This window comes from Rhizobium sp. KNZ2-6A (assembly GCF_056755475.1).
On record NZ_JBNDIC010000027.1, the window covers coordinates 26,162 to 52,319 of the forward strand.

General features: G+C 60.8%; 27 protein-coding genes and 1 tRNA gene. 22 read left to right on the forward strand and 6 right to left on the reverse strand.

Translation table 11 applies throughout. The features are described 5' to 3' along the window. Positions 1 to 28 precede the first annotated feature (28 nt). The gene (locus tag ACPYOP_RS18905; RefSeq protein WP_481411878.1) at positions 29 to 1,480 is read left to right on the forward strand and encodes an aminotransferase-like domain-containing protein; all 1,452 of its coding nucleotides are present in this window, start codon (positions 29 to 31) and stop codon (positions 1,478 to 1,480) included. Positions 1,481 to 1,596: 116 nt separating this feature from the next. Here ACPYOP_RS18905 and ACPYOP_RS18910 read toward each other — a convergent pair whose 3' ends face one another. Further along, positions 1,597 to 2,025, reverse strand: coding sequence for a VOC family protein (locus tag ACPYOP_RS18910; RefSeq protein WP_481411879.1), 429 nt, complete (start codon positions 2,023 to 2,025; stop codon positions 1,597 to 1,599). 106 nt (positions 2,026 to 2,131) lie between these two features. Here ACPYOP_RS18910 and ACPYOP_RS18915 point away from each other — a divergent pair, with 106 nt between their 5' ends. From ACPYOP_RS18915 to ACPYOP_RS18970, 12 genes are all read left to right on the forward strand, one after another. Beyond that, complete coding sequence (locus tag ACPYOP_RS18915) at positions 2,132 to 2,989, forward strand: LysR family transcriptional regulator (RefSeq protein WP_481411880.1); 858 nt, start codon at positions 2,132 to 2,134, stop codon at positions 2,987 to 2,989. Positions 2,990 to 3,161: 172 nt separating this feature from the next. Further along, positions 3,162 to 3,818 carry a response regulator transcription factor gene (locus ACPYOP_RS18920; protein WP_112341725.1) on the forward strand — a complete coding sequence of 219 codons (657 nt, stop codon included), beginning with the start codon at positions 3,162 to 3,164 and terminating at the stop codon, positions 3,816 to 3,818. Continuing rightward, positions 3,815 to 5,191, forward strand: a complete 1,377-nt coding sequence (locus ACPYOP_RS18925; protein ID WP_481411881.1) for a sensor histidine kinase — start codon at positions 3,815 to 3,817, stop codon at positions 5,189 to 5,191. Before ACPYOP_RS18920 ends, ACPYOP_RS18925 begins: the two co-directional genes overlap by 4 nt. Positions 5,192 to 5,294: 103 nt before the next feature. After that, positions 5,295 to 5,978, forward strand: a complete 684-nt coding sequence (locus ACPYOP_RS18930) for an MtnX-like HAD-IB family phosphatase (protein ID WP_481411882.1) — start codon at positions 5,295 to 5,297, stop codon at positions 5,976 to 5,978. Between the two features lie 20 nt (positions 5,979 to 5,998). Next, positions 5,999 to 7,417: an aspartate aminotransferase family protein gene (locus tag ACPYOP_RS18935; protein ID WP_481411883.1), complete on the forward strand. Its 1,419-nt coding sequence runs from the start codon at positions 5,999 to 6,001 to the stop codon at positions 7,415 to 7,417. A gap of 4 nt (positions 7,418 to 7,421) precedes the next feature. Further along, positions 7,422 to 8,375: an arginase family protein gene (locus tag ACPYOP_RS18940; protein ID WP_481411884.1), complete on the forward strand. Its 954-nt coding sequence runs from the start codon at positions 7,422 to 7,424 to the stop codon at positions 8,373 to 8,375. Next, entirely contained in the window at positions 8,372 to 8,725 is a 354-nt protein-coding gene (locus ACPYOP_RS18945) for a DMT family transporter (RefSeq protein WP_481411885.1), read from the forward strand. The genes ACPYOP_RS18940 and ACPYOP_RS18945 overlap by 4 nt, the downstream gene beginning before the upstream one ends. Next, complete coding sequence (locus tag ACPYOP_RS18950) at positions 8,722 to 9,594, forward strand: fatty acid desaturase family protein (protein ID WP_481411886.1); 873 nt, start codon at positions 8,722 to 8,724, stop codon at positions 9,592 to 9,594. Before ACPYOP_RS18945 ends, ACPYOP_RS18950 begins: the two co-directional genes overlap by 4 nt. Further along, positions 9,584 to 10,396: an alpha/beta hydrolase gene (locus ACPYOP_RS18955; protein WP_481411887.1), complete on the forward strand. Its 813-nt coding sequence runs from the start codon at positions 9,584 to 9,586 to the stop codon at positions 10,394 to 10,396. Before ACPYOP_RS18950 ends, ACPYOP_RS18955 begins: the two co-directional genes overlap by 11 nt. Next, positions 10,377 to 11,525, forward strand: a complete 1,149-nt coding sequence (locus tag ACPYOP_RS18960; protein ID WP_481411888.1) for a GNAT family N-acetyltransferase — start codon at positions 10,377 to 10,379, stop codon at positions 11,523 to 11,525. The genes ACPYOP_RS18955 and ACPYOP_RS18960 overlap by 20 nt, the downstream gene beginning before the upstream one ends. Continuing rightward, positions 11,525 to 11,950: an EamA family transporter gene (locus ACPYOP_RS18965; RefSeq protein ID WP_481411889.1), complete on the forward strand. Its 426-nt coding sequence runs from the start codon at positions 11,525 to 11,527 to the stop codon at positions 11,948 to 11,950. Before ACPYOP_RS18960 ends, ACPYOP_RS18965 begins: the two co-directional genes overlap by 1 nt. Further along, positions 11,950 to 13,284 carry a class I SAM-dependent methyltransferase gene (locus ACPYOP_RS18970; RefSeq protein ID WP_481411890.1) on the forward strand — a complete coding sequence of 445 codons (1,335 nt, stop codon included), beginning with the start codon at positions 11,950 to 11,952 and terminating at the stop codon, positions 13,282 to 13,284. The genes ACPYOP_RS18965 and ACPYOP_RS18970 overlap by 1 nt, the downstream gene beginning before the upstream one ends. On the opposite strand, the gene ACPYOP_RS18975 is transcribed toward ACPYOP_RS18970, so the two are convergent. After that, a complete protein-coding gene (locus ACPYOP_RS18975; RefSeq protein ID WP_481411891.1) occupies positions 13,225 to 14,073 on the reverse strand; it encodes a MipA/OmpV family protein in 849 nt (282 codons plus the stop codon). The two genes, ACPYOP_RS18970 and ACPYOP_RS18975, sit on opposite strands and share 60 nt — an antisense overlap. Positions 14,074 to 14,420: 347 nt before the next feature. Here ACPYOP_RS18975 and ACPYOP_RS18980 point away from each other — a divergent pair, with 347 nt between their 5' ends. Further along, a complete protein-coding gene (locus tag ACPYOP_RS18980; RefSeq protein WP_481411892.1) occupies positions 14,421 to 15,164 on the forward strand; it encodes a phosphatase PAP2 family protein in 744 nt (247 codons plus the stop codon). Between the two features lie 137 nt (positions 15,165 to 15,301). Here the strand turns inward: ACPYOP_RS18980 and ACPYOP_RS18985 are convergent, their stop codons facing one another. Both ACPYOP_RS18985 and ACPYOP_RS18990 read right to left on the reverse strand, forming a co-directional pair. Beyond that, positions 15,302 to 15,943, reverse strand: a complete 642-nt coding sequence (locus ACPYOP_RS18985) for a DUF1007 family protein (protein WP_481411936.1) — start codon at positions 15,941 to 15,943, stop codon at positions 15,302 to 15,304. A gap of 196 nt (positions 15,944 to 16,139) precedes the next feature. Further along, positions 16,140 to 16,214: transfer RNA gene (locus tag ACPYOP_RS18990), tRNA-Gly, on the reverse strand. A 244-nt stretch (positions 16,215 to 16,458) separates the two neighbouring features. Here ACPYOP_RS18990 and ACPYOP_RS18995 point away from each other — a divergent pair. The 4 genes from ACPYOP_RS18995 to ACPYOP_RS19010 all read left to right on the forward strand — a co-directional run bounded on the left by ACPYOP_RS18995 (position 16,459) and on the right by ACPYOP_RS19010 (position 19,321). Then, positions 16,459 to 16,968, forward strand: a complete 510-nt coding sequence (locus tag ACPYOP_RS18995; protein ID WP_481411893.1) for a prolyl-tRNA synthetase associated domain-containing protein — start codon at positions 16,459 to 16,461, stop codon at positions 16,966 to 16,968. Between the two features lie 259 nt (positions 16,969 to 17,227). After that, positions 17,228 to 18,202, forward strand: coding sequence for a thioredoxin (trxA, locus tag ACPYOP_RS19000; protein WP_481411894.1), 975 nt, complete (start codon positions 17,228 to 17,230; stop codon positions 18,200 to 18,202). A 260-nt stretch (positions 18,203 to 18,462) separates the two neighbouring features. After that, a complete protein-coding gene (locus tag ACPYOP_RS19005; RefSeq protein WP_120665861.1) occupies positions 18,463 to 19,122 on the forward strand; it encodes an LON peptidase substrate-binding domain-containing protein in 660 nt (219 codons plus the stop codon). Positions 19,123 to 19,132: 10 nt separating this feature from the next. Continuing rightward, positions 19,133 to 19,321: a Trm112 family protein gene (locus ACPYOP_RS19010; RefSeq protein WP_069614795.1), complete on the forward strand. Its 189-nt coding sequence runs from the start codon at positions 19,133 to 19,135 to the stop codon at positions 19,319 to 19,321. A gap of 50 nt (positions 19,322 to 19,371) precedes the next feature. On the opposite strand, the gene ACPYOP_RS19015 is transcribed toward ACPYOP_RS19010, so the two are convergent. Further along, positions 19,372 to 20,649: an MFS transporter gene (locus ACPYOP_RS19015; protein WP_481411895.1), complete on the reverse strand. Its 1,278-nt coding sequence runs from the start codon at positions 20,647 to 20,649 to the stop codon at positions 19,372 to 19,374. 235 nt (positions 20,650 to 20,884) lie between these two features. Here ACPYOP_RS19015 and ACPYOP_RS19020 point away from each other — a divergent pair, with 235 nt between their 5' ends. After that, a complete protein-coding gene (locus tag ACPYOP_RS19020; protein WP_481411896.1) occupies positions 20,885 to 21,760 on the forward strand; it encodes a LysR family transcriptional regulator in 876 nt (291 codons plus the stop codon). Positions 21,761 to 21,779: 19 nt separating this feature from the next. Here ACPYOP_RS19020 and ACPYOP_RS19025 read toward each other — a convergent pair whose 3' ends face one another. Then, positions 21,780 to 22,994, reverse strand: a complete 1,215-nt coding sequence (locus ACPYOP_RS19025) for a ubiquinone biosynthesis hydroxylase (protein WP_481411897.1) — start codon at positions 22,992 to 22,994, stop codon at positions 21,780 to 21,782. An 84-nt stretch (positions 22,995 to 23,078) separates the two neighbouring features. Between ACPYOP_RS19025 and tesB the strand changes: the two genes are divergently transcribed. The 3 genes from tesB to ACPYOP_RS19040 all read left to right on the forward strand — a co-directional run bounded on the left by tesB (position 23,079) and on the right by ACPYOP_RS19040 (position 25,924). After that, the gene (gene tesB, locus ACPYOP_RS19030) at positions 23,079 to 23,963 is read left to right on the forward strand and encodes an acyl-CoA thioesterase II (protein WP_481411898.1); all 885 of its coding nucleotides are present in this window, start codon (positions 23,079 to 23,081) and stop codon (positions 23,961 to 23,963) included. 214 nt (positions 23,964 to 24,177) lie between these two features. Then, positions 24,178 to 24,528 (forward strand): P-II family nitrogen regulator, encoded by a 351-nt coding sequence (locus ACPYOP_RS19035; RefSeq protein ID WP_034509110.1) that lies wholly within the window; start codon positions 24,178 to 24,180, stop codon positions 24,526 to 24,528. Positions 24,529 to 24,556: 28 nt separating this feature from the next. Next, a complete protein-coding gene (locus ACPYOP_RS19040; protein WP_481411899.1) occupies positions 24,557 to 25,924 on the forward strand; it encodes an ammonium transporter in 1,368 nt (455 codons plus the stop codon). Positions 25,925 to 26,158: the final 234 nt, after the last annotated feature.

Here is a 26,158-nt window from a genome sequence, read left to right on the forward strand (position 1 = left end):
AACTGTTATGGTTGAAGGTACGGTACGGATGGACAATATCTCGACGGCCGGCATCGGCGGGACGACGCGGATCGAAGGGGTGATGGCGGCGATTTCCGACCGGATCGCCAGCCGCAGCCTGGCGCCGGGTGCGCGGCTCCCCTCCGTGCGTGGTTTCGCCAAGACGATGCAGGTTTCGGTTTCCACCGTGGTCGAGGCCTATGAGCGGCTCGCCGCCGAGGGCACGATCCGTTCGCGCCCGGGCTCGGGGTTTTACGTCTGCGGATCATTGCCGCCGTTGTCGCTCACCGAGACCGGAGTAAGGTCGGATCGGAATGTCGATCCGCTGTGGATCTCGCGGCAATCGCTGGAGGTTGGCGATGATGCTTTAAAGCCGGGCTGCGGCTGGCTTCCGCCGTCCTGGCTGCCGCAGGCGGCTTTGCGCCGCGCGATGCGGACGCTGGCGCGCGGCGATATCGGGGCGCTCGCCAATTACGGAACGCCGCTCGGCCTGCCGCCGCTGCGGCAGCTGCTTGCCAGGCGTCTCGGCGAGCATGGCATCAATGCGCCTCCGGACCAGATCATGCTGACCGAGTCCGGCACGCAGGCGATCGATCTCCTCTGCCGCTTTCTGCTCGAACCCGGCGATACCGTTCTGGTGGACGACCCCTGCTACTTCAATTTCCATGCGCTGCTGCGGGCCCATCGCGCCAATGTCGTCTCGGTGCCCTTCACGCCAACCGGGCCGGATATCGAGCTGTTCGGCCAGGCCCTCGAACGGCATAGGCCCCGGCTCTATATCACCAATTCTGCCATTCATAACCCGACCGGCGCCGCGCTTTCGCCCGTGACGGCGCATCGGCTGCTGAAGCTCGCGGATGCTTCCGGGCTGATCATCATCGAGGACGATATCTTCGCCGATTTCGAGACTGTGCCTGCGCCGCGTCTCGCCGCCTATGACGGGCTCGACCGGGTGATCCATATCGGCAGTTTTTCGAAGACGCTCTCGGCCTCCGTGCGCTGCGGCTTCATCGCCACCAAGCCGGACTGGATCGACGGTCTCGTCGATCTCAAGGTCGCCAGCAGTTTCAGTTGCGGGCAATTGTCGGCCGAGCTCGTTTATCTGGCATTGAAGGATGGCGGTTATCGCAAGCATGTCGAAGCGCTGCGTGTCCGGCTTGCCAAGACCATGGCCGAGGTGGCAGCACGTCTTGAGGCCATCGGCATTATTCCCTGGCTCAAGCCGCAGGCCGGCATGTTTCTATGGTGCCGATTGCCCGAAGGGCTGGATGCTGCCGACGTCGCACGCGCCTGCCTTGCCGAGGGCATCATCCTTGCGCCGGGCAATGCCTTCGGCGTTTCCGACACGGCGGGCCGTTTCATGCGCTTCAATGTGGCGCAGGCGACCGATGCACGGATCTTCGCCGTGCTGGAGGCGGCCATGGGCAAGCTGAGGATGCGTGATCCGGCCGTCGATGCCATTGGTTCGACCGCACTCTAGGCTCTTGTTTTTACGCATTCCAGACGGAAAACCACTGCGCACTTTTCCTGGAAATGCTCTAACGAGGGATATGAGCATCGCGGCCGGCCGATGCTCATATCGCAAGCGCCGTGCGTTTATTTGGCAAACAAGCTGTTGATGTCGGCGAAAGCCTTCATCTCGATCGCGTTGCCGCTGGGATCCTTGAAGAACATGGTCGCCTGCTCGCCGGGCTCGCCGCGGAAGCGGATATAGGGCTTGATGACGAAATTGATGTTGGCCTTCGTCAGCTTCTCGGCCGCCGCCTCCCATTCCTCCATCGATAGAACCACGCCGAAATGGCGGACGGGGACGCCATGGCCGTCGACGGCATTGGCAGCCACATCGCCAGTTTCGCCCGGCGCCAGATGGGCGACGATCTGATGACCGTAGAAATTGAAATCGATCCAGTCCGGCGAGCTTCGGCCTTCGGGGCAGCCGAGAAGGCCGCCGTAGAAGGTGCGCGCCGCGGCAAGATCGTTGACGGGGAATGCGAGATGAAACGGATGGAGGGGTGCTGCGCTCATGGTCAGTCTCCTGAGGTGCGAACTGGATGCAGTCATGAATAAGATACATTTTTTCCTATGAAAAACTGTATATTGTGAGGCTGAGGCATAGGAAAAATTATGAATCATGATTCCGGAACTTAAAACCTTGGTCGCCGTCGCCCGCTTTGGGACATTTGCCGCCGCGGGAGAGCGGATCGGGCTCACTCAGGCGGCGGTCAGCGGCCAGATGAAGCGGCTTGAGCAAAGGCTCGGCATGACGCTGTTCGAGCGGACGGGCCGTTCCGCAACGTTGAACGCTGCCGGCTTGAGAACGCTCGAACGTGCCAAGACCATCATCGCGATGTTCGACCATATCGCCGATCCCGCCGATGACGCATCGGGCGGCCAACTCCGCATCGGTGCCATCGCCTCGGTTCAGTCTGCGATCCTGGCGCGCGCGCTTGCGCCGTTCCGGCAACGGTTTGCGAATACCCGCGTTCGCATCGTTCCCGGCGTTTCCCTTCATCTGCTCGATCTGATCGATGCCGGCGAGCTGGATCTGGCTGTTCTCATCGAGCCTCCTTTTGGCCTGCCGAAGAATCTCGCATGGCAGCCTCTGCTGCGTGAGCCCTATGTATTGGCGGTTCCCGAATGGCTGGAGGGCGACGATTGGCGGACATTGTTGAGAGAGCAGCCTTTCATCCGCTATGACCGCGGCTCCTTCGGAGGGCGGCAAGTCGACCGGTTTCTGCAGGCACACTCAATCGATCCCAACGAGGCGATCGAGATCGACGACATAGCGGGGATCTCGGCCCTGGTCGCATGCGGGTTGGGCGTGGCGCTGGTGCCGATCGTCGACGGCAGCCCGCCTCCTGCTGCGCCGGTGCGCATGGTGTCGCTCGCCGAGGAAACCTTCTATCGCGAGATCGGGATATTGCAGTCGCCCGATCGAAATCCAGCCAAAATGCACCTCGCCGAATGCTTGATCGATGCACGGCTTTGACCTTGCGGGCCGGGTTGTTTCGTCCTTCCGGCTTGGCAGTGCGTTGCCTGACGAGCCGGCGGGCTTTTCTCGCGGCACTTGCCAGGTGGAAATGATCCGTCATAGCTTTGCCACATGGCCGCTTCAATTGCGGCTCACATCGGCTATGAAATTCGGCTAAGTGAGGTTGGTCGTGCGGGTTCTGCTTGTTGAAGACGACAATATCCTCGGATCATCCCTGAAGAAGGCCCTGGAAAAGCACGCCTATGGCGTCGACTGGATGCGCGATGGTGAATCCGGCCTGGAGGCGGCGGAGAATTCGCATTTCGCGGCGATCGTCCTCGATATCAATCTGCCGCAGCTGAGCGGCATGGAAGTGCTGCGGCGCATCCGGCAGCGGGGGAATTCCGTGCCCGTGCTGCTGCTGACGGCGATGGATTCCGTGCGTCAGAAGGTCGAAGGTCTCGACGAGGGCGCCGACGACTATCTGGTCAAACCCTTCGATCTCGATGAGCTGCTGGCGCGCCTGCGCGCGCTCATCCGCCGGCGCGACGGGCGGACCGAAAGCGTCATCCGTTGCGGCGAAGTGGAGGTCGATCCGTCGGCCATGGTTGCCCGCAAGGGCAGCGTTCAGGTGCACACCACGGCGAAGGAATTCCATCTGCTGAAGCTTCTGATGGAGCGCAGCGGCCGCTACGTGACGAAGAACGATATCGAATACGCGCTTTACGACGCCGAAAATACCGTCGAGAGCAACACGATCGAAGTGACGATCTACAATCTGCGCAAGAAGCTCGGCACCGATTTCATCAAGTCGATCCGCGGCGTCGGCTACATGATCGAGCGATGAACAATTCCACGCTTACCCGCAAACTGTTTCTGCGCATCGCGCCTGTCGTCGTGGTGACGATCGTCGTGATCGCCGCCTTCGCCTTCAACAGCGCGACGCGGGAAATCAACAATATCTACGACGCCCAGCTGATCGACGATGCCAATGTGATCTGGAGCCTGCTGCGCCGCCCCCTGGAAAAGAATCCGGGCCATGCGGCAAAGCAGATCGACGACATCGATTTCAACATGGACAATCAACTGGCGTTCAACGAGGACGCCGACGATTATGCCGATGCGCACATGTTTCGCGCCTGGGTCGACGGCAGCATCCGCTTCTACAGCAGCACGGCTTTCCTCTCCGACGTTCCGCAGCAGAAGGTGGGATTCACGACCCTGACCTATGGCGGCGATGAGTGGCGCGTCTATTCGCTGCCGATCCCGAACACCACCATCGTGATCGAGCTCGGCGAGAAAATCGCGCTTCGCGAAACGCTCGTCTCCAACATACTCCTCAATCTCTTCTTTCCGCTGCTGATGCTGGTGCCCGTTATCGGCTTTCTCATCTGGCTCGGCATCAACAGCGGCCTGCGCACGATCCACGGCGTGGTGCGGCAGATCCGCACGCGCTCGCCGGACGATCTCTCGGCCATTCCCGTAGAGGGACTGCCGCGCGATCTCCTGCCGCTCGGCCGGTCGATCAACCAGCTATTGGAAAAGCTCGGCCAGTCGCTGACACTGGAGCGCCGCTTCTCCGATCTTGCCGCGCACCAGCTGCGCACGCCGCAGGCAAGCGTGAAGCTCCTGCTGCGCATGCTCGAAAACAGCGACAGCGACCATGAGCGGCAGGCGATCGTTTCGGATCTCGTCGCCAGCAACAACCGCACCATCCACCTGATCGAGCAATTGCTGCGGCTTGCCAGGGTCAGCCATCACCCCCTTAATCTGACATCCGTGACGCTTTACCATTGGGTCGCGTCACTGATCGCCGAATTCGGCAATATCATCACCGATCGCGATCTCGACGTGCTGTTGGAAGGTGACGAAAAGATCCAGGTCAAGACCGATGAATCGCTGATGCGCATGATGGTGACGAACCTGCTTGATAACGCCATCAAGTACACGCCGGTCGGCGGCGAGATCAGAGTTTCGATTTCATCGGAGGAGGCCTTCGGCCGTATCTCGATCGGCGACAGCGGACCTGGGATTCCGCCGCATGAGAGGGAGGCGGTGTTCCAGCGCTTCTACCGCCTCAACACCCTTCATACCGAAGGGGCGGGACTCGGCCTCGCCATCGTCGCGGATACGGCCGATCGCCTTGCGGCCGCGGTGGAGCTTTCCACGCCGCGTTGGGGAAATGGCCTTCAAGTCGATCTAAGATTGCCCTTAAGCTAAAAGCCAACACAACTCCGGTTTTCATTTCCGCATCATTTTCCCCTCATGCACGGCTCATCTGAGGTTGTTAGACGCAACTTAGGATAAGGCGAAAGGGTATTTCATGCAGGTGTTTTGCGATTTTGATGGAACCATATCCATCGAAGACGCGACGGATATGGTGTTGTCCCGTTTCGCCGGCTCCGAGTGGGAAGACATCGAGCGACTGTGGAAGCAGGGGCTGATCGGTTCCGGCGAATGCATGCGCCGCCAGATCGCCCTTATCGAAGCCACCAGACACGAGCTCGACCAGTTTCTCGACACGCTTGCGATCGATCCGGGTTTCGAAGGCTTCCTGTCCTTTTGCCGCCGCGGCGATCTGCCCGTCACCATCGTCAGCGACGGCGTCGATTACTTCATCCGACGCATTCTAGCACGCCACGGCATCGAGAGCCTGCCGATCGTCGCCAATGTGCTGACCTGCAGCGTTTCCCAGGGCCGCGAATCTTATTCGCTGTTTCCGCCGTTTACGGCAACCGGCTGCGTATCCGGTGCCGGTGTCTGCAAATGCCGCGTTGTCGATAGCGTAGACCTGCAGGTCTACGTCGGCGACGGGCGCAGCGACTTCTGCGTTTCCGACAAGGTCGACCTCGTTTTCGCCAAGGCCAAGCTTGTCGATTACTGCGAGGAAAACGGCATTCCCTATGTCGGTTTCGACGATTTTTCCGACCTGCTTCCAAAGATGGAAGCCGTTCTCCCGAGCGTCGAGCGACGCTCCCGTGCACTGCCGCATTTCAAGACGGCGTGAAACAGACCGAGAGGCATTGAATGAAAACGAATGTAGCCGAAGCCTTCAGCGGCGAGACCGAGTCCGTCCGCTCGGAAGAGGAATTGCGCGCCCTCGAAGAGCTTTATTGTTCCCATGGCGACACGGTTCACTACACGGACAAGCCCAAGTTCTTCGAGGAATGCGAAGGCTCCTACGTCTACGACCGGACGGGCACGCCGTTCCTCGATCTGCAGATGTGGTATTCCGCCGTCAATTTCGGCTATCGCAACGAGCGCCTGAACGAGGCCGCGCATCGCCAGCTCGACCGTCTGCCGCAGGTTGCCTCGCAGTATCTGCATCGTGAAAAGGTGGAGCTTGCCGCGATGATCGCCCAGGACGCCGAGCGCAAGTTCGGCCACAAGGGCCGTGTGCACTTCAACGTCGGCGGCTCGCAGGCCGTCGAGGATTCGCTGAAGCTCGTGCGCAATTACACCGGCGGCAAGAGCCTGATGTTCGCCTTCGAGGGCGGCTATCACGGCCGCACCCTCGGCGCTTCGGCGATCACCTCGAGCTATCGCTATCGCCGCCGCTACGGCCACTTCGGCGACCGCGCGCAGTTCGTCGAGTTTCCTTATTACTTCCGCGGCCCGAAGGGCATGTCGAAGGAAGAATACGGGCACTATTGCGTCCAGAAGTTCGCCCGCCTGTTCGAAAGCGAATATAACGGCGTCTGGGACCCGAAGGCCGGCAAGTCCGAATATGCCGCCTTCTATATCGAGCCGATCCAAGGCACCGGCGGCTATGTCATTCCGCCGATGAACTTCTTCGTCGAACTCAAGAAGGTTCTCGACGACCACGGCATCCTGCTCATCGTCGACGAGATCCAGATGGGCGTCTACCGGACCGGCAAGCTCTGGTCGATCGAGCATTTCGGCGTTTCGCCGGATGCGCTGATCTTCGGCAAGGCGATCACCAACGGCCTCAACCCGCTTTCCGGCGTATGGGCCCGCGAAGAGATGATCAATCCGGAGATCTTCCCGCCCGGCTCCACGCATTCGACCTTCGCCAGCAACCCGATGGGGACCGCCGTCGCGCTCGAAGCGATGAAGATGCTGGAGGAGCAGGATTTCGGTGCTGCGATCATGGAGAAGGGCGCGCATTTCCTCGACGGGCTGAAGCAGCTGCAGAAGCGCCATGCCATCGTCGGCGAAGTCGATGGTCTCGGCCTGGCGCTGCGCATGGAGATCTGCAAGGACGACAGCTACACGCCCGATAAGGCGACGATGGACTGGATGTGCGACGAGGGCATGAAGGGCGACATGCAGGTCGGCTCCAAGACCTACGGGCTCGTGCTCGACGTCGGCGGCTATCACAAGAACGTCATCACCTTCGCGCCCAACCTGCTCATTACCCGCGAGGAGATCGATTTGGCGCTTGCCCTGCTTGATCAGCTCCTGACGCGCGCTGCCCGGAGATAAGACGGTGCAGCTCCTGCTTCTCCATCTCGACGATGCATTGGAGTTGCAGCCAGACTTCGTGCGTGCCTGCAAATTTGCGGGCGCGCACCAGTATTTCGGCAAGGATGCGGGGCAGCTGGTTCGGTTGTGGGGCAAGCAGAGTGCCCTTGACGACCTCAGCCGAGAGCTCGTCAAAAATAGACCGACGAGAGGCAAGGATCCGCAGCTGTGCTTCATGGGATCCGGTGATTTCCATCACATCACGGCACTGCTGGTCGAAGGCGCGCTGGAGCGGCATCCCGGTCCGGCCACGCTCATCCATTTCGACAATCATCCGGATTGGGTGAAATTCGACGGCGGCATGCATTGCGGCTCCTGGGTCAACCGGGCGCTTGCCAACCCGAATATTCAGAAGGTCATCACGATCGGCGTCTGTAGCCATGATCTGCGCAGCCCCGAGCGCAAGGGTGCCAATCTGCACTGGCTCGGCGAAGGCAAGCTGGAACTCTACCCTTACGAACATCCGCCGAGCCGCGTGCTGGCCGATTATGGCAATGGCGCCAGCTATCGGCAGGAAAAGGGCGAGCTGCACTGGAAATCGATCGCCGAGATCGGCGAGGAAAATTTCATCGACCGCATGCTCAGCCGCATTCGCACCGAGGCCGTCTACGTTACCATCGACAAGGATGTGCTGGCGGCCGACGATGCCGTGACCAATTGGGATCAGGGCCGCATGCGGCTGCCCTATCTGCTCGCCCTGCTCAGCGAAATCGGCAGCCGCCACCGCATCATCGGCGCCGATGTCATCGGGGACTATTCGACCCCGAGCTATGCTGGCAGCCTGCGGACCCAGTTCATGAAGCGCGCGGAGATCTTCATCGATCAGCCGCGCATGCGGCAGGGCGCGGAAATGACGAGGAACATCAACAGCGCCGCCAATCATGCGCTGCTGGAAGTTCTGGCGGAGTATATGGAATGACCGGCAGCCTGACACTTCCCATGCTTGGGCTCATCCTGTTCTGCGTGCTCGCGGAGACCGCCCGCGAGGTCTGCTTCAAGCAATCGGCCAGCGAGAGCGCCCTGCTTTCGGCGCTGGCCAAGCCGATCACCTGGCTCGGCATTCTGTTCTGGGCCGTGGAGCTTTTCGCCTGGACGGCTGTTCTGGAGCGCGTCCCCCTAACCATCGCCTTCCCGCTGATGGCGCTGAGCTATGTCGTCATCGTCTTCGCTGGCGCCGTCATCTTCAAGGAAAACATCAACCTGCGCCATGCGACCGGCGTCTTTCTCGTCACGGCCGGCGTGGCTTGTGTGGGAGTTACGGGATTATGAAAATCTTTGCGCACACGCGATGGGATCTCGCGCCGGTTCTGGCAGCCGTCGCTCATCTCGCCTTCGACGTCTATCTGATCGTCGGCTTCGAAAGCCGTCCGCTTTGGCTCTCGGCGGTTCTCGGCTGCCTTTATGCCGTTTCGATCTCCTGGAACATCAACAGCATATCGCACAATTTCATCCACACGCCCTATTTCAAGCCGCGCTGGATGAACTATGCCTTCAGCCTCTTGGAATCGGTCGCGATCGGCTTCTCGCAGACCTATTATCATTGGGTGCATATGCGCCACCACTCCGGCAACAGCGACCGCCCCAACGAAAAGGGCGAGACCGTCGATCTCTTGTCGATCTATCGCTACGGCCGCGACGGCGAGCCGGAAAACGTCTGGTCCTACACGTTCCTGAGCTTCTTCCGCGACAGCCTAGGCGACATTCACAAGGCCATTGCCCGCAACCGTCCGTTCGATGCGGCCTGGGGGCGGTTCGAGCTCTACTTTTTCCTCGGCCTTTCGGCGCTCGCGCTGCTTTACGACTGGAAGGCGGTGCTGTTCTTCGTGCCGTTCTATTATATCGGCAACTGCCTGTCGTCGCTGAACGGCTATTACGAGCATCTGAACGGCGACCCCGACGAGCCGATTGCCTGGGGCGTCTCCAGCCACCAGCCTTTCTACAACTGGCTCTGGTTCGGCAACGGCTATCACGCCGAACACCACTATCGCCCGCGCACGCACTGGACGAAACTGCCCACGCTGCATGAGCAGATCAAGGAAGAGCAGGAGAAGAACGGTACGCATGTGATCAGCACCTGCCATGCGCTTGGCTTCATGGCCAAGGAAAACCGGCAATCGGAGCTCTCTCATGAAGGCTGAGGAATTGAGCTTCTTCATGGAAGGCTCAAACGGCAAAGGCGTCCTGTTGGTCCATGGGCTGACGGGCGCGCCCGCCGAAATGAAGCTGGTTGCCCGCGACCTCAACCGCAGGGGCTACAGCATCTATGCGCCGTTGCTCGCCGGCCATGGCGTCGATGCGAGGACGCTGCGCGGAACACGCTGGGAAGACTGGCTGGACTCCGTCGTCAGCGCGTCGGAGCTTCTTGCGTCGAGAACGCAGGAGGTCTTCGCGGCCGGCATCTGCGTCGGCGGCAAGCTGGCGATGCTGGCCGCCGAACGGAAGCGGGCGATCAATGCCGTGGCGATCTATTCTCCCTGCTTCAGCTATGACGGCTGGGACGTTCCCTTCTACTATCCGTTGCTGGCGTCACAGATCGGCTGGCTGTCGCGCATTCCCTTCCTCGATCGGCTGAGCTTCAGCGAGACGACGTCGCTCGGGATCAAGGACGAGCGGATGCGCCGGCTTATCGAGGGTATGGCGGGCGAGGGCATTCTGGAAAAATTCCCCGGCAAGGGTCTGGTCGAGATGCACCGGCTGGGCCACACCCTTCGCGGCATGCTGCCGAAAATGCAGACGCCGACGCTGATCCTGCATGCGGAGGAGGACGATCTCGCCAGTCCGAAACATGCCCGTTACATTTCCGAGCATATCGGCGCTCCGCACGAGTTGAAGTGGATCACGGACAGCTATCACATGATCCATGTCGACCGGCAGCATCGCCAGGTGGCCGATTTCACGGCAGATTTCTTCGAGGCGCGTCATGTCGCAGCCGCTGCTTAAAGCGTTGCCGCGTCCGGCCGGCAAGCCGGTGGCCGAGGTTCATTTCAGCATCCGCGCCATCGGCCGCGATGCATGGAACGCCTGCTTCCAGGGCCAAGTCGAGGATTATGATTGCCTGCTCGCCATCGAGGAGGCTGGCCTCGACGGCTTCGAATGGCGCTACATCACCATCGTCGAGGATGGGCGGGTCAGCGCCGCCATGCCAGCCTTTCTCTGCCTCTATGCGCTCGATACGACGCTGGAGGAGGGCTTCCTGCGTCGGTCCGTGCGCAAGGTCCAGCGCTATTTCCCGAAGTTCCTGAAGTTGCGCCTCGCCTGCCTCGGGTCGCCCTGCACGGAAACCGGCGCGATCGGCTTTCATCCCGATGTCGAAGGCGAGCGCCGCAGTGCCTTGCTGGCGGAAATGCTGCCCTTTTTCGAGCAGGTCGCCGCGACGGAGCATTGCGGGCTGATCGGCCTCAAGGACATTCCCGAGCCGACCTCCGCCGAATTCGGAGAGCTGTTTGCCGCCCGCGGCTATGCTTCGATCGGCGGTCTCCCAACGGCCTGGCTCGACATCGATTTCAAGACGATCGACGAATATCTCGCCAGGCTTTCATCCGGCACCCGCAAGGACATGCGCCGCAAGATGAAATCCTTCGAGCAGGTGAGAGTGGAGATCCGCACGGATTTCGGCGAGTTCCTGCCTGAGGTCATGGCGCTTTACCACGACACGCGCAATCGCAGCGAATGGCAGTTCGAAGAGCTGACGCCGGACTATTTCCAGGGCATTCTCAGCGGCATGGGCGGCCGCTCCTTCTGCGCTTTCTACTTCGTCGACGACAGACTGATGGCCGCCAACCTGATCGTTCATGACGAGCGCGTCGCGATCGACAAGTTCTTCTGCATGGATGGCGAAAAGGGCCGGCCCTATAATCTCTATTTCCTCAGCTGGTTCACCAATCTGCGCTATTGCCTGGACAATGGCTTGAGCCGTTACCAGAGCGGCCAGGCCTATTATGAGAACAAGGTGCGCCTCGGCAGCAAGCTGACCGCCAATGCGATGTATTTCCGTCATCGCAATCCCTTCCTCCAGACATTGCTGCGGCTGGTATCGCCGATGTTCTCTTCAGACGAGGCGGATGCGTGATGCCGATGCGCTTTTCCTGGCTTGCGGTGCCGGTGCTGAATACCCTGTTCCAATTCTTCATCAAGCTCGGGGCGGAGCAGTTGGGCGGCGGCAGCATCGAGGGTTGGCTCTGGCAGGCGCTCTCGTCCTACTGGATTCTGGCGGCCATCGCCGTCGAGATTGTGACCTTCTTCATCTGGATGAACGTGCTTGCCGAGCTCGACCTCAGCCGCGCCTTTCCGCTTTCCGGCGTCAGCTATGTGCTGATCATCGCGACGGGCTGGTTTGTTTTCGGCGAGCGGATCGTCGCCCTGCAGGTGATCGGCAGCGGCTTGATCCTCCTGGGGGTCTGGTTGATTGCAGGCGCCAATGTGGCGCCGGGAGAGCAGGATGATTGGCACGCCAAGCACGATGGTCTGCGCAGTGGTGTCGGCAAGGATGGATGATGCCCGGTTCTCACGCTGAAAATCGCCCCAGGGGCAATGCCGTTTTCTCCGGCCTGGCGGACTGGTGCGTGAAGCGCGCGCTGTCGTCGATCGTCACGCGAGGTGCTCTGACCGTTACGACGGCGAGCGGCCGGGTTTTGACATTCGGTGATGGTACCGGCGAGCCCGTTCATGTCCGCTTCGCCGACGACCGCGCGCAATGGGCGTTGCTCATCGATGCCGACATGCGGCTCGGTGAACTCTATATGGATGAGCGCTTCATCGTCGAGCGGGGCACGCTCTATGATTTCGTGGCGATGATGCTGCGCGAGGCGCAGAACAGCACCCACCCGCTGATCGCCCGCATCATCGATCATGCGCGAACGAAGCTGCGGATTTTCCGCCACCGCAATCTGCCGGGGCGTTCGAAGGCCAATGTCGCCCATCACTACGATCTCGATGGCCGGCTCTACGAACTCTTCCTCGATCCGGACCGGCAATATTCCTGCGCCTATTTCGAGCATGCCGGCCAATCGCTCGATGACGCGCAGATTGCCAAGAAACGCCATCTCGCCGCCAAGCTCCTGATCGAACCGAACAACAGCATTCTCGATATCGGCTGCGGCTGGGGCGGACTGGCCCTGCATATGGCCGAGCGGGCGCCGGGCGGCTATGTGCTTGGCGTCACCCTCTCCGAGGAGCAGCACGCCTATGCCACGAAGCGTTTGGCCGACAAGATCGGGGGAACGCCGGCGGAGGTTCAGTTCGCGCTGAGGGATTATCGCAGTCTCACCGGCCTTTTCGACAGGATCGTCTCCGTCGGCATGTTCGAGCATGTCGGGCTGGCGTCCTATCGTGCCTTCTTCCGCAAATGCGCTGAATTGCTCGAGGATGACGGCATCATGGTGCTGCATACGATCGGCTGCTCGGCAACGCCCGGCTTCACGACACCGTGGCTCGACAAATATATCTTCCCCGGCGGTTATATTCCGGCGCTGTCCGAAATCGTGCCCGAGATCGAGGCGGCGGGGCTCGCCATCACCGATGTCGAGGTGCTCAGACTGCATTACGCAATGACGCTGGAGAGCTGGCGGGCCCGCTTCATGACGCGCTGGGACGATGCCGCCAAGCTTTACGACGAGCGCTTCTGCCGGATGTGGGAATATTATCTTTCGACGGCCGAAGCCGCCTTCCGCTACGAGGATCTCGTCGTCTTCCAGATCCAGATGACCAAGCGAAACCACATCATTCCGCTGACGCGCAACTATATCGCCGAGAATGAAGCGCGCAGCGCCTCAGAAGTTGACGTTGAAGCTTCGGTTCAGCGTGAAGCCGATGATGTTCTGGTTGGGTGAGCCGAAGCGCGAGGTGATCGGACTGTCGGCGGCGGCGCCGACCAGGCGGTTATATTTCTCGTAAACCTGCACGCTCCAGGCGGGGGAAATGGTGTAGGTCGCCGCCACGGTGAAGCCGAGCGACTTCACGCCCGCGCCGGCATCGAAGGCGCTGATGTGGCCATGTCTCGCAGCCTCGCTTTCCGAGATGCCGAAGTTGGCGCGCATATAGACGTCGTTTGCCATCGACAGCCGAGGTCCGGCCGACAGGAGCCATTTGTCGCCGACCGGCTGAAACCAGTCGAGCGCGAGATCACCGACCAGACCATCTCCACCCCAAAGCGACTGGCGCAGTTCCGTGCGGAACCGCAGCTTGTTTTCCATCAGCCAATATTGGGCAAAGCCACCCGCATCGAAATTCCAGCGCACCTTGCGCTGGCTCTGCAGGTGCAGATCGTTGAGGTCGAAGCGGTCATCGCGCAGGCCGACGACGGGACCGATTTCGAGGCCGCCGAGATCGAAGAGCTGATAGTCGAAATTGTCATCCGGGGCGCTGTATTCCTGGGCTTCCCCGAGGCGGTGGAAATCGAAGGACGGCAGGGCGCCGAAGGAATAGCGTTTCGATCCCTCGTAATTGGGGCCGTATTCCACCGTCGCCCCGAGGGTGACGACCCATGTATCGGATGAGGATTTCGCGGCGTCTTGCGCCTTCGATGAGGCGGGAATTGCGCCGACCACGGACGCGGCCAGCAACCCTATTCCGGCCAGCATCGACAAGCGGGCGGAGAAAGATGTCCCAACACTTAACACTCTGACAACACCCGATCTCTGATCGCCCCGCCGCATTACTAGCACAGCTCAAGCTTCCGAAAACAGCAGAAAATTAGCAAGCAATTGTCGCGCCTAGCTCATGGCCCGAGGGCTTTTTCAAGCATGACGCTGCATTCCTTCGATCCGCTGCCGCGTGAGCGAGAAATACGCACTGGGATAGATGAAAAACATTTCATGAACCTGAAGCGCTTGCCGTGCCGAACGCACGACGCTCGTCTTCACCATGGTTGGAAGCGACGAATTTTATTCCTAGATAGGCCTTGTCCCTTTTTGGACTTCGACCCGTAAGGAGGCGATGTGAAAGCACGAAAGGCAGGTTTCAGCGCATGAAGAATCGGCCATTTGATACCTCGGGAATACCTGGATGGTTGAACCGTTACGAGCCTTTTCTGCTTTTAATGTTCGCAGCCCTTTCGGGCGGAATTCTTCTGTTCATCTATCTGACAAGCGAGGTTCTCGAAGGAAGCACGAGGGGGTTCGACGAGGCGATATTGCTGGCGCTTCGCCAGCCTGCGAACCTTTCCGTGCCGATCGGGCCGGGATGGTTCACCCATGCCGTCAAGGACATTACCAGCCTCGGCGGCACGACCGTGCTGGCGCTGATGACGGCTTTGGTGACGATCTATCTGCTGCTGGACCGCCAGCGGGCGATCGCCATCTTCATCCTCGCTTCGGTGCTTGGCGGATGGGCGCTGAGCGCGCTATTGAAGATCGGTGTCGCGCGGCCTCGGCCCGATATCGTGCCGCATCTCGTCGAGGTGCAGGACCTCAGCTTTCCGAGCGGCCATGCAATGGTGTCGGCGGTGACCTATCTGACCCTTGCCGCGCTGATCTCAAGCACGCGAACCTATCGCTCGACGCGCATCTTCACTGTCGCCGCCGGCATCCTGCTGACATTGATGATCGGCGCGAGCCGGGTTTATCTCGGCGTGCACTACCCCTCGGACGTTCTCGGCGGCTGGTGCGCCGGCGCGACCTGGGCGCTCGGCTGCTGGATCATCGCCCGCCACTCCATATCGCCCTCGCGAAACGGTGAGGGCGCGCGAAACGACGCTCCGCCGCCGGAATGAGGAAAGGCGCCGGTTCGGGCGCGACCCTGGAGCACTTCCGCTTTTCTTCGAATCGCGAAAAGGCTCTATCCTTTTGTTTTTTCACAATTCCGGACGGAAAACCGCTATGCACTTTTCCTGGAATTGCTCTAACGGAATCAGCAGTCGACTTCCAGCCGCGTCGCCACGAGCAGCGAATAATCCGTGCCCTTCGGGTCGCTGAAGAACATGCTGGTGAGAGCGGCCTGGTTCTCCGCCATGACTTCCTTGGGATTGGGCCTGATCACCTTGCGCTTGCAGCGGCCGAGAGCCGATCCCGATGTGGTCATGTCGTTGTCGGTGGCGAAATCGACAGCCGTATAGAGCGTCTTGTCGTAGATTCCGAAGGTCGTCGTTCCCTTGAGGAAGGTCTTCTGCTCCGGCTTCAGCGAAAAGGTGAGGATCAGCGAGCCGTTCTTGTAGTCGGCCTCAACCGCCTCCGGCTTGGCCATCGGCACGGCTTTGCCGTTGCTGGTGACGTTCGTATAGTAGCCGTATTGCGCGAGTGAATCTCGGACCGTCTTGCCCACAGCCTTGAGTTCGCTTGGCGTGAGCGTCTGGTTGCCGCCCTTGTCGTAATCCAGAAGCACGGAGGAGGAGAACACCTCGTCGAAGTTCCAGACGTTGCGCAGCTCGCTGATCGAGCCGTCGGGCGCGGCGACGACCTCGAACTTGGCGTCAATGAAAATATGCGGATGGGCAAGCACGGGCGCCGGCAGAAGGGACAGCATCGCAATCAGCGGGGAGGTCTTTATTTTCATGCGCGCAATACCACGTTCCATCAGCCTATCCGACGCGCACACCTGAACGCCAAATGAGACTGATTTGAGACCCTTGGCGCGTTGGGAAAGGCATGGATGCCGGGGGGAGGATACAGGAGTATGGAAACCCGTCTTTTCGAAAAGGCAGCCTTCGGTCTGGACCGTGGCTTCTTCTTTTCAGAAGAAATTTGGAAATTGGAGCGGGCGAAGGGATTCGAACCCTCGACCCCAACCTTGGCAAGGTTGTGCTCTACCCCTGAGCTACACCCGCTCATTCCCGTCGCGATCCGGGGTAGTGTGTTGGACCGCTGGGCGTCGTCTTGCGGCGACGGGCGCTATATGGCCTAACCGTTTTTCAAATGCAACAGGGAAATGACGAGTTCGCGAAGAAAAATTTCGGCACCCTTGCCCCGATTAGCGGAAAGCCCGGAAACGCCGGGCTTTGTCGTCTGAAAGATTGCAATGAAATTGTGGGCGACGTATCAGGGGCGAACCATTTTCGATTGCGAGACGTCATGACCGAGACCAGCCCGAAAACCCGCGACGATCTTTTCCGATTCCTGGATGGGCTCGGCATTGCCCATGCGACCAAGGACCATGCTCCCGTCTTTACCGTCGCCGAATCGGTATCGCTGCGCGATGAGATCCCCGGCGGCCACACGAAGAACCTGTTCGTGAAGGACAAGAAGGACAATTTCTTCCTGCTGACCGTCGAGGAAAACGCGGCGGTCGATCTGAAGACCGTGCACACGCTGATCGGTGCCGCGAGCAAGGTATCCTTCGGCAAGCCGGAAAAACTGATGGAATATCTCGGCGTCATTCCGGGCTCGGTCACGGCCTTCGGCGCGATCAACGATACGGCCAGTAACGTCACCTTCGTCCTCGATGCCGATTTGATGGCGCATGACATCGTCAATTGCCATCCTCTTTCGAACGATGCGACGACGTCGATTGCCAGCGCCGATCTGCTTCGCTTCATGGAGGCCACGGGTCATGCGCCGCTAGTCTTGAAAGTCACGAGCTAAGGTACGATTTTAGCGCTAGAGCAGTTCCAGGAAAAGTGCGGAGCGGTTTTCCGTCCGGAATTGCGGGAAAACAAAGAGATAGAGCGGTTCGGAGATTCGGTGAAAAAACTGAACCGCTCTAATAAGGCGGGCGGCTTCTCTTCGGATTGTCCGATTGCCTTGACCATTCCATCGGGCGTGCTGCCGGACGGACCTTGCGGGACCGTTTGGGAAGCATGTTTTTCATAAGACCAAGGATGCCGGCAGGCGGGAGACACTCATGAGCGGTCCGAACAACCCCTATAACGCTTCCTTCGGCGGACAGATGTCAGCCACGGCATCCTACGGCGGCGCGCCTGCCGCAGGCGGCGCTTCGCCGATCAAGGACACCACGACGGCGACCTTCGCCAAGGACGTTATCGAAGAGTCGCGCAAGCAGCCGGTGCTCGTCGATTTCTGGGCGCCCTGGTGCGGTCCGTGCAAGCAGCTGACGCCGGTTCTCGAAAAGGTCGTCACCGAAGCCCAGGGCCGCGTCAAGCTGGTCAAGATGAACATCGACGACCATCCGTCGATCGCCGGCCAGCTGGGCATCCAGTCGATCCCGGCTGTTATCGCCTTCGTCGACGGTCGCCCGGCTGACGGCTTCATGGGTGCGGTTCCCGAAAGCCAGGTCCGCCAGTTCATCGATCGTCTCGGCGGCCCTGCCGGCGGTGCCGACGACCAGGCGGCCGAGATCGCCGCCGTTCTCGAAGAGGCAAGCGGCCTGCTCGCCGCCGGCGACGTCAATGGCGCTGCCGAACTCTTCGGCGCCGTGCTGCAGGCAGACCCCGAAAATGCCAAGGCGCTTGCCGGCATGGCGGAATGCATGATCGCCGCCGGCCAGAACCAGCGCGCCCGCGAAGCGCTTGCCGATCTGCCGGAGACACTCGCCAACGATGCCGGCATTCAGGCCGTGGTCAAGAAGCTTGACCAGATCGACGAGGCCCGCAAGCTTGGCGATCCCGTGGCGATCGAGCAGGAACTGGCCGCCAATCCCGACAATCACGAGCAGCGCGTCAAGCTTGCCAAGATCCGTAACGTCGAAGGCAAGCGCGAGGAGGCGGCAGATCACCTTCTGACCATTATGCGCAGGGATCGCGGCTTTGATGACGACGGCGCGCGCCGCCAGCTCCTGGAGTTCTTCGATGTGTGGGGTCCGAAGGATCCGGCCACGATCGCGGCTCGTCGCAAGCTGTCTTCGATCCTATTTTCCTAATAGGCATTTTTGCCTGACGAGCCTGTTTTCTCGATGGACATGCCAATCGTGCGAAACCTTCCGCGCGATCGGCTGTTAGACAATAGCCGCGAATGGCCGGAAGCACGAGGCATCGGCACTTGGCCATAATGTTCTTGTGTTTTCGGCAGATGAGCCCACATTGTCTGATAACGCGGCGCGGGATAGGCGCGGCCGCGAGTGTGTCGTTCCTGTGCGGCCCACTGCGGCCGGCAGCGCGGTGATCTAGCGGGATGGAAGAGATGCAAGTCGGTAATGCCAGATATTTGAAGCCGGGCGATCTGCCCGAATCGGTGGTTGTCTTTCCCCTGTCCGGCGCGCTGCTGCTGCCCGGCGCGCAGCTTCCCCTCAATATCTTCGAGCCGCGCTATCTTGCCATGTTCGATGCCGCCATCGCCGGCAACAGGTTGATCGGCATCGTGCAGCCCGCTCTTTCGGAACCGGCCGAATCCTCCAATCTCTCGCATGTCGGCTGCCTCGGGCGCATCACATCCATCGCCGAAACCGGGGACGGGCGCTATATCGCCGCGCTGACCGGCATATGCCGCTTCCGGCTGATGGATGAAATCACCGGACATCTGCCCTATCGCACATTCCGCATCACGCCCTTCATCTCCGACCTCAAATCCCATCACGAGGAAGATACGGTGGATCGCACGGCGCTGCTTTCGGCTTTCCGGGCCTATCTGGAAGCGAACAAGCTCGAGGCGGATTGGGAAAGCGTCGAGCGGGCCGACAATATGATGTTGGTCAATTCGCTGTCGATCATGGCGCCCTTCGATCCGGCTGAAAAGCAGGCTCTCCTCGAGGCGCCGGACCTGAAGACCCGCGCCGAAACTTTCATCGCCATCGTCAAGATCGTGCTGGCCGGCGCCGGCGACACCGATTCCATGATGCAATAGGAGCTTGGCGATGGATGTCACGGTCAGCAAGGTGGATCCGAAACTGCTCGATCTGCTCGTCTGCCCGCTCACCAAGGGGCGGCTGAGCTACGATCGGGAAAAGAACGAGCTGATCTCGGAAAAGGGGCGGCTCGCCTACCCGATCCGTGACGGCATTCCGATCATGCTGATTTCGGAAGCGCGGCGAATCGAGGATTGAAGGCCAGCTTCTTGCGGAATTCGAAGCAAGGTCGTCCACCTTCTCGGAAATCAACTCTGTCGTGATATGTGATGCATGCGGCGTTGCCGCAGCAGAAGGCCGAGAAGCGCGCAGAAGGCGAAGATCGAGATCGCAAAGGCCAGCCATAGGGCGGCACGGGGACCCGCAGACGTCATGATGACGCTGAATACCGGCGGCGCGGCGGCAAAAGAGAGATTGAGGGGTACGGCCAGCTGCGCCGATGCGCGGGCATAGGTGCCGGCGGGGAAAATCTGCAGCGGCAGGGTCGCGCGGATAACGGCGGTGATGCCGCTGGCAATGCCGTAGAGCACAGCGAAAAGCATGGCGCCGACGAAGCTGCTCGTCTGCAGAAGGACGATGAAGCTCAGCGGAAACAGGGCCGAGGCGGCAAGGCCGGTGGCGAAGCCGGACCAGCGCCGACCGCCGAGGAAATCGGCCATGCGCCCCGCCCATTGAGCAATCCCGATGAAGGCCGCGGCTGTCAGCGCACTGGCGTGATCGAGACCTGCAGCCTCAAACAGAATGATGATCGTCAGGGCAAATCCCCAGGTTACGAAGCCATTGGCGGCGAAGCTCGCGGCCAGCAGGGCGAAACTCGGCCTGTCGATGGGGGCAGGCTCGGCGAGGGCAGGTTCGACCGCCGCCCCGGCAGTGGATTTTTTCTCCGGTCTTTCCTGGGGTCGGCGGCCAAGCGCCGTCCAATGCAATGGCATGCAGACAAGCAGCATGAGGGCGGCATAGGCCAGCGTCGTCATGCGCCAGCCCCATTGCGCCTGCAAAAACCCCGTCAGCGGCCAGACGATGGTTGATGTCAGCCCACCGGCCAGGATCAGCACACCAAGTGCCTGGCGAGCCTTCTCGCCGGCGACCTCGCTCACCGCGATCTGTGCCGGTGTCGTCAACATGCAGGCACCGGCGAGGCCAAGAATGATCCACGAAAGGGCATAGGAGCCTGGACCGTGGGCCAGACCCATGATCAGCAGGCCGGCTGCGCCCAGAACGGACCCCGAGGCCATGATCGGTCGCGTGCCGTGGCGCTCGAACATGCCGCTCAGCGGCCAGGACACCATGGCCATGACGACAAGCATGACTGTCGGTCCCGCCATGACCAACGGCAGCGGCATGCCCAGCTCGCCGGCCATGGCTGGTCCGGTCACCGCAGGCAGATAGAAGGTTGCACCCCAGCCGATGAGCTGGGTCAAGGACAGCGCGACGACGGCACGGACCGTAGGCGAGCGGAACGACATTCCGGCATTCAGCGCGGAAAGCACGATCAAGTCACGGCAGCGATGGGAAAGGGAAGGCATCAAACACCTTGGACACGAGCAGTTTTTATTTCTGAGAGGAAGGGCGGCACTTCCGTCAGCGGCTAAGAATAAAGAAATTAATGCTGGCCCCAGCGGCCACCCTTGCTATGGCTCCGGTGCCGGTGTGATATTGGCTAAGCGCGTCGTGCATCCTTGCAGGGATTTCGCGTCCGTTTGTGCTCGATTTTCATGTGATGCTCAAACGAGGAATTTGAGGGGAGCCAGAGAAAAATTCATGCAGGAAAGGCATCGTGTCTCTCTCAATGCCATCAGGGTATTCGCGATCGTCGCACGCACCGGAAGCCTGACGGCCGCCGGCGCCGAACTTGGCGTGACCTCCGGCGCGGTGAGCCATCAGCTCAAAAAGCTGGAAGACGAGCTTGGGGTGAGTTTCTTCCGCCGGGGAAACAACACCGTTTCACTGACCGAGGTGGGACGGCGGTTCTATCAGGAGGTCGCGCCGGCGATCGGGCTCATCGAGCGTTCCGCCGATGCCCTCTATCGCGACGAAAACGAAATCAGTGTCCATGCCACGACATCGCTTGCGCTACGCTGGCTCATCCCGTCGCTAGATCGTTTTCGCGCTCTTTGCCCGCAGGTGCGCGTTCGGGTGGAAACGAGTTCGGCGCGAGGCTTTCCAGCCGTCCCCGACTCCGATGTCAGTATCCGTCATTTCCGGATAGGAGAGGTGGCCGAGGGATGGGAATTTCTCACCCGCGATCTGCGCCGTCCGGTCGTTTCTCCTGGCCTGCGGGCAAGAGATGCCGATAGCGAGATCGCCGTTCGGGATGCGCCGGCGCTTCAATGCTGCGTGGGCAACTGGGACTGGAAGCTCTGGTGCGAGACGTTTGATATTTCGCCGGCGGATCTTTCCCTCGCCCATGCGTTCGACACAGACGACGCTGCTCTCCATGCCTGCGTTGCCGGTCTCGGCATGGTGCTCGCGCCGACGATTCTCACGGGCAGGGAAATGAAATCGGGCGCGCTGGTGACCCTGTCCGGATATGAGCCGGTCGAGACCGGAACCTATCGGTACCAGCGCCGCTCGGAATCGAGGGCAGTCCGGCAATTCTGTAGCTGGATGGATACGGAAATGCGGAACCTGGAATGATGCCGATTTCGGTCTCGCTTTAGATTGCCTCGCCAGCCAGCAGCCGCGGATTATCCTTAGCGGTCGTCCCCGCAGCCTGGCCGATGAAGAAGGATTTGAGGTTCGGGAGGCGGTCGACGATCCCTAGGCCGAAATCGCGGGCGATGCGGAGCGGCGTGTTGTCGTTGGAGAAGAGCCGGTTCAGCACGTCGGTCGTCACCCCCATGCGGAAGGTATCGAAGCGGCGCCAGGTCTGGTAGCGCTCGAGGATATTGATCGAGCCGATGTCGAGGCCGAGGCGGTCGGCTTCGACGATGGTTTCGGCGAGCGCCGCCACATCCTTGAAGCCGAGATTGAGGCCCTGGCCGGAGATCGGGTGGATGCCGTGGGCGGCGTCGCCCGCCAGCGCGAAGCGCGGCGCGACGAAGGCGCGGGCAAGCGTCAGGCCGAGCGGAAAGGCGCGGCGCTCGCCGATGGTGGTGAGCCTGCCGAGCTTGTGGCCGAAGCGGCGTTCCAGTTCCTCCTCGAAGAGGAGATCGTCGGAGGCGACCAGCCGTTCGGCATCGGAGGTGCGCTCCGTCCAGACGAGGGAGGAGCGGTTGTTCTTCAGCGGCAGGATGGCGAAGGGGCCGGAGGGCAGGAAATGCTCCTCGGCGCAGCCGCCATGCGGCCGCTCATGTTCCACGGTGACGACGATGCCTGACTGGCCGTATTCCCAATTGACCGTCTTGATGCCGGCCAAGTCGCGCAGCTTGGAACGCACGCCGTCGCAGGCGACCAGAAGCCGCGTTTCCAGCGTGCCGCCATCCGAGAGGGTGAGGGTGGTCTTGGCGTCGTCGGTGACGAAGTCGGTGGCGCTCAGCCCGTGCTTGATCGTGATGCCGAGACGCTCGCAGGCGCCGCGTAGCGCCCCGACCATGGTCAAGTTCGGCACCATATGGGCGAAGGGCTCACCTTCGGCCACTTCGCCGTCGAAGGTGAGGAAGACCGGGCGGACGGGATCGCTGGTGCGCGAATCGGTGACGATCATGCGGGTGATCGGCTCGGCCTCCGGCGCGATCTCGTCCCAGACGCCGAGAACATCCAGCATCTTCGAGGCGGCCGCGATGACGGCCGAAGCCCGCATGTCCTTCTTCCAGGCGGTTTCGGGGGACGCCTCGACGATCATGACGTCGAGGTGGGGGGCTGCCTGCTTGACTGCGACCGCTGCGGCAAGACCCACATATCCGCCACCCACTACCAGCATGTCCAACATAACGCTCACCCCGTGTCTTACTGTCGCTTCCTGCTCTATATAGAGCATCCTATTCGTGGTTCCTACCATTGGAGTTCAAGCAAAATGTCGCGAGAGACCGAGAAGCTCACCCCGATGGAAACCGTGCTTGCGACGCTGGATCTCGAAACGATCGAGATGAACCTGTTTCGCGGCAATAGCCCGCAGGTCGGCTGGCAGCGCGTCTTCGGCGGCCAAGTCATCGGCCAGGCGCTGATGGCGGCGCAAAGAACTGTTGACGGCGGTCGCTTTGCGCATTCGCTGCATGCCTATTTCATGCTGCCGGGCGACCCTTCGGTGCCTATCCTCTATCAGGTCGACCGTCTGCGCGACGGCTCCAGCTTCAATACGCGGCGCGTGCTCGCAGTCCAGCACGGCAAGGCGATCTTTGCATTGACTGCGTCCTTCCAGCTCGATGAACCGGGCTTCGATCATCAGGGCGACATGCCTGATGTGCCGATGCCTGAGGAGCTGATGGACGAGGAGCAGGTGAAGCAGCGTTATCTCGCCCATGCGCCGGAGAATGTGCGCCGCTACTGGGAGCGCAAGCGGGCGATCGAAATCAGGCCCGTTTCGATCGAGAGCTATTTCTCCCGTTCGCAGCCGAGCCAGCGGCAGAACATCTGGATCCGCCCGACTGGGCCGGTGCCGGACGACAGGCTCTACCAGAATGCGGTGCTTGCCTATCTCTCCGACATGACGCTGCTCGATGTTGCCCTCAATGCGCACGGCACATCGGTTCTCGACCCCAGCGTCCAGGTGGCGAGCCTCGACCACGCCATGTGGTTCCATCGGCCGTTCAAGCTCGACGACTGGCTGCTCTATAGCCAGGAAAGCCCCAGCGCATCCGGCGCGCGCGGCTTTACCCGCGGCAGCCTGTTTGCGCGATCCGGTGTTCTGATTGCGTCCGTGGCGCAGGAAGGCCTGATTCGTAAAAAGGCAAATGATTAAATAAAGTGCAATTTTATAAAATTGCACTTTATTTGTGCCGATGGCGCGGCGCAAATTGCCGCTTTATTGTGTTTACGCAATAAAATCATTAGATTTCAATATGTTATAAATGTGTCGCGAATCTGGCACGTCCTTTGAATGTGTATGCCCAGTCGCTGCAGAAACACTCGTCGGCGGCAAGGAGAGTCGGCTCCGTGCCGAGGGTAAACAAAGGATGGGAAACCAGATGAAAATTGTGATGGCCATTATCAAGCCGTTCAAGCTCGATGAGGTCCGTGAGGCCCTCACGGCTGTCGGCATCCAGGGCCTGACTGTGACCGAAGTGAAGGGCTACGGGCGCCAGAAGGGGCACACTGAAATCTATCGCGGCACCGAATATGCCGTCAGCTTCCTGCCGAAGCTGAAGATCGAAGTCGCAGTCGCATCCGAAATCGTCGACAAGGCCGTCGAGGCCATCGCATCTGCCGCCAAGACCGGCCAGATCGGCGACGGCAAGATCTTCGTCTATTCCATTGACCATGCCGTGCGCATCCGTACGGGCGAAACCGATTCAGAAGCGCTGTAAGAACACGGCCGATCAGGGAGTTATTTGCATGTCATCTTCCAAGCTTTCCTCCACCTTCGCACGGGTGGGCGCGCTTTCTGCGGCGCTGCTCGCGCCGGCGATCGCCTTTGCGCAGGAGGCCGCTCCGGCTGCTGCCGCCGCGACCGCTGCCGCTCCGGTTCCGGACAAGGGCGACACCGCCTTCATGTTCATCTCCACCATCCTCGTGCTCTTCATGCTCGTGCCGGGTCTTGCGCTGTTCTACGGCGGTCTCGTCCGCGCCAAGAACATGCTGTCGGTCCTGATGCAGTGCACGATGATCGGCGCGGTCGTGATGCTCCTCTGGGTTCTCTACGGCTATTCCTTCGCCTTCGGCGGCGGCTCCAGCCCCTATTGGGGTGGCACGGCCAAGATGTTCCTTTCGGGCGTTTCGACCTCGACGACGGCTGCAACCTTCTCCAAGGGCGTGGTCATCCCTGAATTCATCTTCATGCTGTTCCAGATGACCTTTGCCGCCATCACGCCGGCTCTGATCATCGGCGCCTTCGCCGAGCGCATCAAGTTCGGCGCGGCCGTGCTCTTCTGCGCTCTTTGGGCGACCTTCGTCTACTTCCCGATCGCGCACATGGTCTGGGATTCCAACGGCATGCTCTTCAAGATGGGCGCTCTCGACTTCGCCGGCGGCACCGTCGTTCACATCAATGCCGGTGTCGCAGGCATCGTCGGCGCCATTCTCGTCGGCAAGCGCGTCGGCTTCGGCAAGGACATGATGGCTCCGCATTCCATGACGCTGACCATGGTCGGCGCATCCATGCTCTGGGTCGGCTGGTTCGGCTTCAACGCCGGCTCGAACCTTGAAGCCTCCGGCGGCGCAATGCTTGCGACCGTCAATACCTTCATCGCGACCGCTGCCGCCATCATCTCCTGGTCGCTGGTTGAAACCTTCACCCGCGGCAAGGCCTCCATGCTCGGCGGCGCTTCGGGCATGGTTGCCGGTCTCGTCGCCATCACGCCTGCAGCCGGCATCGCCGGCCCGATGGGCGCGATCGTCATGGGCCTCATCGTCTCGCCGCTGTGCTACTTCTTCGTCTCGGTCGTGAAGAACAAGTTCGGCTACGACGATACGGCCGACGTTTTCGGCGTACACTGCATCGGCGGTATCTTCGGCGCCATCGCAACCGGCATCTTCGCCAGCGCCTCGCTCGGCGGTGTCGGCTATGTCGAAGGTGTCACCATGAGCAGCCAGGTCATGGTCCAGCTGACGGCCGTCGTCACCACCATCCTGTGGTGCGGCATCGGCTCCGCGATCCTCTACAAGATCGTCGATGTCATCATCGGCCTGCGGGTTGCTCCGGAAGCCGAGCGCGAAGGCCTCGACCTCGCCTCGCACGGCGAAGCCGCCTACCACAATTCCTGATCGGAGCTTGCAATGCCGGGGCAAAACCCCGGCATTGCTAAACGTCCCGTCGCGACCTGTTTCATTGCAAATAGGCCGCTTTTGGCCCGAACCCCGGTTCGGGCCCTTTTTGTTTTTAGAGCTCGGTGCGCCGTAAAAATCGGCGATCCGTCGAGCGGGAGTGCATGGTTAACATGCCATTAACCCTCCTCTGATTAGGTAGGGCTAACCTGCCGGCGAGTGGGCATAGACCGA

Bases quoted from the DNA above. Each gene is read 5' to 3' on its own strand.
- ACPYOP_RS18905 (WP_481411878.1), top strand. From the start codon at position 29: ATGGACAATATCTCGACGGCCGGCATCGGCGGGACGACGCGGATCGAA.
- ACPYOP_RS18910 (WP_481411879.1), bottom strand. From the start codon at position 2,025: ATGAGCGCAGCACCCCTCCATCCGTTTCATCTCGCATTCCCCGTCAAC.
- ACPYOP_RS18915 (WP_481411880.1), top strand. From the start codon at position 2,132: ATGATTCCGGAACTTAAAACCTTGGTCGCCGTCGCCCGCTTTGGGACA.
- ACPYOP_RS18925 (WP_481411881.1), top strand. From the start codon at position 3,815: ATGAACAATTCCACGCTTACCCGCAAACTGTTTCTGCGCATCGCGCCT.
- ACPYOP_RS18930 (WP_481411882.1), top strand. From the start codon at position 5,295: ATGCAGGTGTTTTGCGATTTTGATGGAACCATATCCATCGAAGACGCG.
- ACPYOP_RS18935 (WP_481411883.1), top strand. From the start codon at position 5,999: ATGAAAACGAATGTAGCCGAAGCCTTCAGCGGCGAGACCGAGTCCGTC.
- ACPYOP_RS18945 (WP_481411885.1), top strand. From the start codon at position 8,372: ATGACCGGCAGCCTGACACTTCCCATGCTTGGGCTCATCCTGTTCTGC.
- ACPYOP_RS18950 (WP_481411886.1), top strand. From the start codon at position 8,722: ATGAAAATCTTTGCGCACACGCGATGGGATCTCGCGCCGGTTCTGGCA.
- ACPYOP_RS18955 (WP_481411887.1), top strand. From the start codon at position 9,584: ATGAAGGCTGAGGAATTGAGCTTCTTCATGGAAGGCTCAAACGGCAAA.
- ACPYOP_RS18960 (WP_481411888.1), top strand. From the start codon at position 10,377: ATGTCGCAGCCGCTGCTTAAAGCGTTGCCGCGTCCGGCCGGCAAGCCG.
- ACPYOP_RS18965 (WP_481411889.1), top strand. From the start codon at position 11,525: ATGCCGATGCGCTTTTCCTGGCTTGCGGTGCCGGTGCTGAATACCCTG.
- ACPYOP_RS18970 (WP_481411890.1), top strand. From the start codon at position 11,950: ATGCCCGGTTCTCACGCTGAAAATCGCCCCAGGGGCAATGCCGTTTTC.
- ACPYOP_RS18980 (WP_481411892.1), top strand. From the start codon at position 14,421: ATGAAGAATCGGCCATTTGATACCTCGGGAATACCTGGATGGTTGAAC.
- ACPYOP_RS18985 (WP_481411936.1), bottom strand. From the start codon at position 15,943: ATGAAAATAAAGACCTCCCCGCTGATTGCGATGCTGTCCCTTCTGCCG.
- ACPYOP_RS18995 (WP_481411893.1), top strand. From the start codon at position 16,459: ATGACCGAGACCAGCCCGAAAACCCGCGACGATCTTTTCCGATTCCTG.
- trxA (WP_481411894.1), top strand. From the start codon at position 17,228: ATGAGCGGTCCGAACAACCCCTATAACGCTTCCTTCGGCGGACAGATG.
- ACPYOP_RS19005 (WP_120665861.1), top strand. From the start codon at position 18,463: ATGCAAGTCGGTAATGCCAGATATTTGAAGCCGGGCGATCTGCCCGAA.
- ACPYOP_RS19010 (WP_069614795.1), top strand. From the start codon at position 19,133: ATGGATGTCACGGTCAGCAAGGTGGATCCGAAACTGCTCGATCTGCTC.
- ACPYOP_RS19015 (WP_481411895.1), bottom strand. From the start codon at position 20,649: ATGCCTTCCCTTTCCCATCGCTGCCGTGACTTGATCGTGCTTTCCGCG.
- ACPYOP_RS19020 (WP_481411896.1), top strand. From the start codon at position 20,885: ATGCAGGAAAGGCATCGTGTCTCTCTCAATGCCATCAGGGTATTCGCG.
- ACPYOP_RS19025 (WP_481411897.1), bottom strand. From the start codon at position 22,994: ATGTTGGACATGCTGGTAGTGGGTGGCGGATATGTGGGTCTTGCCGCA.
- tesB (WP_481411898.1), top strand. From the start codon at position 23,079: ATGTCGCGAGAGACCGAGAAGCTCACCCCGATGGAAACCGTGCTTGCG.
- ACPYOP_RS19035 (WP_034509110.1), top strand. From the start codon at position 24,178: ATGGGAAACCAGATGAAAATTGTGATGGCCATTATCAAGCCGTTCAAG.
- ACPYOP_RS19040 (WP_481411899.1), top strand. From the start codon at position 24,557: ATGTCATCTTCCAAGCTTTCCTCCACCTTCGCACGGGTGGGCGCGCTT.